Source organism: Limimaricola litoreus (assembly GCF_024159025.1).
In the GTDB taxonomy this organism is placed as follows: Bacteria; Pseudomonadota; Alphaproteobacteria; order Rhodobacterales; family Rhodobacteraceae; genus Limimaricola; species Limimaricola litoreus.
In genome coordinates this window covers 1-4,307 of sequence record NZ_JAMYXC010000001.1, presented here as the reverse complement: position 1 = coordinate 4,307, position 4,307 = coordinate 1, and the positions used below count along the sequence as shown (strand labels likewise).

At 68.6% G+C, this 4,307-nt stretch carries 5 protein-coding genes; 1 reads left to right on the top strand and 4 read right to left on the bottom strand.

What is annotated here, in order from left to right:
- Positions 1–535: invasion associated locus B family protein (locus tag NHG85_RS00025; RefSeq protein ID WP_253328608.1), on the top strand; the 535-nt coding region annotated here is incomplete at its 5' end.
- A gap of 75 nt (positions 536–610) precedes the next feature.
- On the opposite strand, the gene NHG85_RS00020 is transcribed toward NHG85_RS00025, so the two are convergent.
- The 4 genes from NHG85_RS00020 to NHG85_RS00005 all read right to left on the bottom strand — a co-directional run.
- Positions 611–1,831, bottom strand: a complete 1,221-nt coding sequence (locus NHG85_RS00020; protein WP_253328606.1) for a beta-ketoacyl-[acyl-carrier-protein] synthase family protein — start codon at positions 1,829–1,831, stop codon at positions 611–613.
- A complete protein-coding gene (locus NHG85_RS00015) occupies positions 1,828–2,094 on the bottom strand; it encodes an acyl carrier protein (RefSeq protein WP_253328604.1) in 267 nt (88 codons plus the stop codon). The genes NHG85_RS00020 and NHG85_RS00015 overlap by 4 nt, the downstream gene beginning before the upstream one ends.
- An 83-nt stretch (positions 2,095–2,177) precedes the next feature.
- On the bottom strand, positions 2,178–3,245 hold the full coding sequence (locus NHG85_RS00010; RefSeq protein WP_253328602.1) for a UDP-3-O-(3-hydroxymyristoyl)glucosamine N-acyltransferase: 1,068 nt from the start codon (positions 3,243–3,245) through the stop codon (positions 2,178–2,180).
- A 27-nt stretch (positions 3,246–3,272) separates the two neighbouring features.
- Positions 3,273–4,307 (bottom strand): L,D-transpeptidase family protein (locus tag NHG85_RS00005; RefSeq protein ID WP_253328600.1); only part of this gene is annotated, 1,035 nt, incomplete at its 5' end.

Genomic DNA, 4,307 nt, shown 5'->3' with positions numbered 1-4,307 from the left:
CGAAGCCCCGGCGGAAACCGCCCCCGCCGAGGCCCCGGCTCCGAACGCCGAGGCGCCCGCTGCCGACGCCGCCGAGCGTCCGGGCCAGCCCTATATCGCCGAGACCCACGGGGATTGGGCTCTGCGCTGCATGCGCGCGCCCGAGGGCGAAGCCGATCCCTGCCAGCTCTACCAGCTGCTCGAGGATGGCGAAGGCAACGCGGTGGCCGAAGTCAGCCTGCTGCCGCTTGGCGATGCGGCGCAGGCCGCCGCGGGGGTGACCGTGGTCGTCCCGCTCGAAACGCTGCTGACCGAGGCGCTGTCGCTGTCGATCGACGGTGGCGAGGCTGCGCGTTACCCGTTCAGCTTCTGCAACCCCGCCGGATGCGTGGCCCGCTTCGGCCTGTCCGATGCGCAGCTGGCCGCCTTCAAGCGGGGCCGCGCGGGCGAACTGCGCATCGTGCCTGCCGCCGCCCCCGACCGCGAGGTGAAGCTGGAGATGTCCCTCACCGGTTTCACCGCCGGCTTCGACGCGGTCAGCGCCACCGCCCAGTAAGGCCTTTGCTGAATGCACCAAGGAGGCGCGGCCGCGGGAACGGCCGCGCCCCTTTTTCGTCTTCGACGGCTCGCCTCAGGCCGCGCGCAACGCCAGCACCGCGTTGAGCCCGCCAAAGGCGAAAGCGTTCGAAAGAACCGCCGTCACCCTCGCCTCGCGCGCCACGTTCGGCACCACGTCGAGCGCGCATTCCGGATCAGGGGCCTCGAAGCCGATGGTCGGCGCGATCACGCCCTCGCGCAGCGCCATGAGGCATGCCAGAAGCTCCACCGCGCCGGTGCCGCCGATCAGGTGACCGTGCATCGACTTGGTCGATGAGATCATCAGGTCATCGGCAGCCGCGCCGAAGACATGTGCCACCGCGGCGCATTCGCTCTTGTCATTCGCCGCCGTGCCGGTGCCATGGGCATTGATGTAGCCCACCTCCCCCGGCGACAGACCCGCATCGCGCATCGCGATGCGCATCGCCCGTTCAGCTCCCTGCTTCGAGGGCATCACGATATCGGCGGCATCCGCCGTCATGCCGAAGCCCGACACCTCGGCGAGGATCTCGGCACCGCGCGCGCGCGCGTGTTCGTATTCCTCGAACACGAAGACCGCGGCCCCCTCGCCCTGCACCATGCCGTTGCGGTTGGCGCTGAAGGGACGGCAGGCATCCTTGGACATCACCCTGAGCCCTTCCCAGGCCTTCACCCCGCCAAAGCACAGCATCGCCTCGGCCCCGCCCGTCAGCATGGCGCGGCACATGCCAGAGCGGACCATCTGAAAGGCCAGCCCCATCGCATGGTTCGACGAAGCACAGGCGGTGGCGACGGTGAAGCTGGGGCCGCGCAGGTTGTATTCCATGCTGACATGGCTGGCGGCAGCGTTGTTCATCAGCTTCGGCACCACGAAGGGGTGTACGCGATTCTTCCCCTCCTCATAGACGCTGCGGTAGTTCTCGTCCCATGTGTTCACCCCGCCGCCGGCGGTGCCGAGCACCACACCCGACATCTCGCTTTCCTCATCCGAAAAGGAGATGCCCGAATGCGCCATCGCCTGCCGCGCGGCGAGCAGGGTGAACTGGGTGAAGCGATCGTAGAGGGCGATCTGCTGGCGATTGAAATGCGCCTGCTCGTCATAGCCCTTCACCTGCGCGCCGATCTGCACCGAGAGGCGCTCCACGTCGCGCAGATCGAGAGGCCCGATGCCGCAGCGCCCCTCGCGCATTGCCTCCATGGTCGAGGCGACGTCGTGGCCGAGGCTGTTGATCGTGCCCGCGCCGGTGATGACGACGCGGCGAAGCCCGCCGCTCATGCGCTGGCGTGCTGCTCTTGGACCAGCCGCTCTACCGCATCCGTGATGGCCGCGACCGTCGAGATGTCGAAATCGCTTTCCTCGGGGGCGTTGGCGTTGAACGGCACCGAGATGTCGAAGGCCTCTTCTATGGCGAAGATGCTCTCGACCAGTCCGAGGCTGTCGATACCGAGATCGGCCGGGCTGTGCTCGGGCTTCACCTCGCCCGGTTCGAGCATCGCCTGCTCCGCGATGATGGCCGTCACCTTGTCACGCAAATCCATGTGTCCAGCATCCCCTCGCCGATCCATGTCCCGCGCCCCAGATAATCGCTCGGGCGCGGCATTGGAACCTCAAAGGCCGGGCCTCAGCCCTTCTGCTTCGCGAGGTCGCGCAGGATGCGCGGCAGGCGGCGCAGCGCCTTGTAGCTTTCGACCTGGCTGTCGATCTTGGTGGCGGGGTAGCCCATCATCACCCGGCCCGCGGGCACGTTCGACAGCACGATCGAGCCGCCGGTGAGCACCACGTCGGCGCCGATGGTCAGATTGTCCGACACGCCCACCTTGCCGCCAAGCACGGAGCGGTCGCCGATCGTCACCGAGCCGGCGAGGCCGACATGGCCGCACAGCAGGCAATGATCGCCGATGATGCAATTGTGGCCGACCTGCACGAGGTTGTCGATCTTGGAGCCGTGGCCGATCCGCGTGGGCCGGATGGTCCCTGCATCGACGGTGGCGCAGGCGCCGATCTCGACATCGTCGCCCAAGCTTACGGAGCCGAGGCTGTGGATGCGGTGCCATGTCGGGTCGGCGCTGTCGGAGACGGTGCCCTGCCCAAGCTCGGCCCGCGCGGTCTCGACATGGCTCGCATCCTCGGTGACGAAGGAGAAACCATCGCCGCCGATCACGGCATTGGGCTGCACGATCAGCCGTGCGCCCGCGACAACGTTGCGCCCCAGCCGCGCGCCCGAGTGGATCAGCGCGCCCTCGCCCAGCCGCACACCTGGCCCGATCGAGGCCTGCGCCATGATCCGCGCGCCCGCGCCGATCACCGCGCCCGCGCCGATCACCGCCAACGGGCCGACGAAGACATCCGCGCCGATCTCGGCCGAAGGATCGACCACGGCCGAGGGGTGAATGCCCGGCGCGACATCTTCGGCATCGAGAAGCTGGGTGAGCCGGGCCATGGCAAGCCGACCGCGCGGCGCGATCACCGCGCCCTCCAACCCCATCGCCTGCCAGTCGGCCTCGGACCAGACCAGCGCTGCGCGCGCGCGGCCCTGTCCCAGCGCCTCGGCGTAGCGCGGCGACATGGCGAGCGCGAGATCCATGGGTCCGGCCTGCGCCGGTTCGGCGGCGCCGGTCACGCGCACTGCGCCGTCACCGACCAGCTCGGCACCCAGCGCCGTGGCGATTTCGCTCAGTGTGTAGTCCATCACGCTTCCCCTTGTGTCGGGGCCGATCTAGCTCGCGGGGCGCGAGATCGCCACCCCTTCGCGCTCCAGCGCCGCCCAGATCGTCGCGTCGCGCCCGTAGACGTCGCGCCGGAACTGCAGCCCGCCCTCGGCATCGGTGAAGGCGGTGCGGTAGATCAGGTGCACCGGCACCGGCGTCTCGAGGTTCACCCGCGCCTCGCGCCCCGTGGCCAGCCGCGACTGGAAAAAGCCGACCGGATCCTCCTCCTGCACCGCCAGCAGCGCATAGGCGAAGTCGAACGGATCGTTGAGCCGCACGCAGCCATGGCTGAAGGCGCGGGTCTCGCGGCCGAACAGCGATTTTGCGGGCGTATCGTGCAGGTAGATGTTGTAGCGGTTGGGGAACATGAATTTCACCAACCCCAGCGCGTTGGAGTTCGAGGGCGGCTGGCGCATCGAATAGGGAAAGCTGTTCGCGTCATAACGCGAGAAATCGATCGCGCCCCGGCTTACCTCGCGCCCCGACCGGTCGGTGATCAGGATCTTGCTGGCGGCGTTGCGGTTGCGCTTGAGCTGCGGGAGATACTCGTTCACCACGATCGAGCGCGGCACGTACCAGCTCGGGTTGATGACCATGTGCTCCATGACATCGGAGAACTCGGGCGTCTGCCGGTCGTCGGAGGTCGCGCCGATCACCGAGCGGGTACGAAAGGTCTCGCGCCCCTCGTCGATGATGGTGGCGCTGTAATCGGTGAGGTTGACGAGGACATGGCGTTCGCCGCGGTCCATGTTGGTCCAGCGCTCGCGCTCCATCGCGACCAGCACCGCCTGCAGCCGCTCCTCGACCGAGCGGTTCAGCTCGTCCCGCGTGCCCAGACCGACGACGCCATCAACCGCGAGGCCGTGGCGGCGCTGGAACTCGCGCACCGCCGCGACCATGGTGTCATCCATCACCGCCACCGAGACGGGTTCGAGCAACCCCATGGCGATCAGCCGGTCGCGCAGCGCGACGACGGCATCGCCGCGGTCGCCCGCGCCGATCTTGCCCCCCGGCACGCGCGGACCCCAGCCACCCGCGTCGAG

Bases quoted from the DNA above. Each gene is read 5' to 3' on its own strand.
- NHG85_RS00020 (WP_253328606.1), bottom strand. From the start codon at position 1,831: ATGAGCGGCGGGCTTCGCCGCGTCGTCATCACCGGCGCGGGCACGATC.
- NHG85_RS00015 (WP_253328604.1), bottom strand. From the start codon at position 2,094: ATGGATTTGCGTGACAAGGTGACGGCCATCATCGCGGAGCAGGCGATG.
- NHG85_RS00010 (WP_253328602.1), bottom strand. From the start codon at position 3,245: ATGGACTACACACTGAGCGAAATCGCCACGGCGCTGGGTGCCGAGCTG.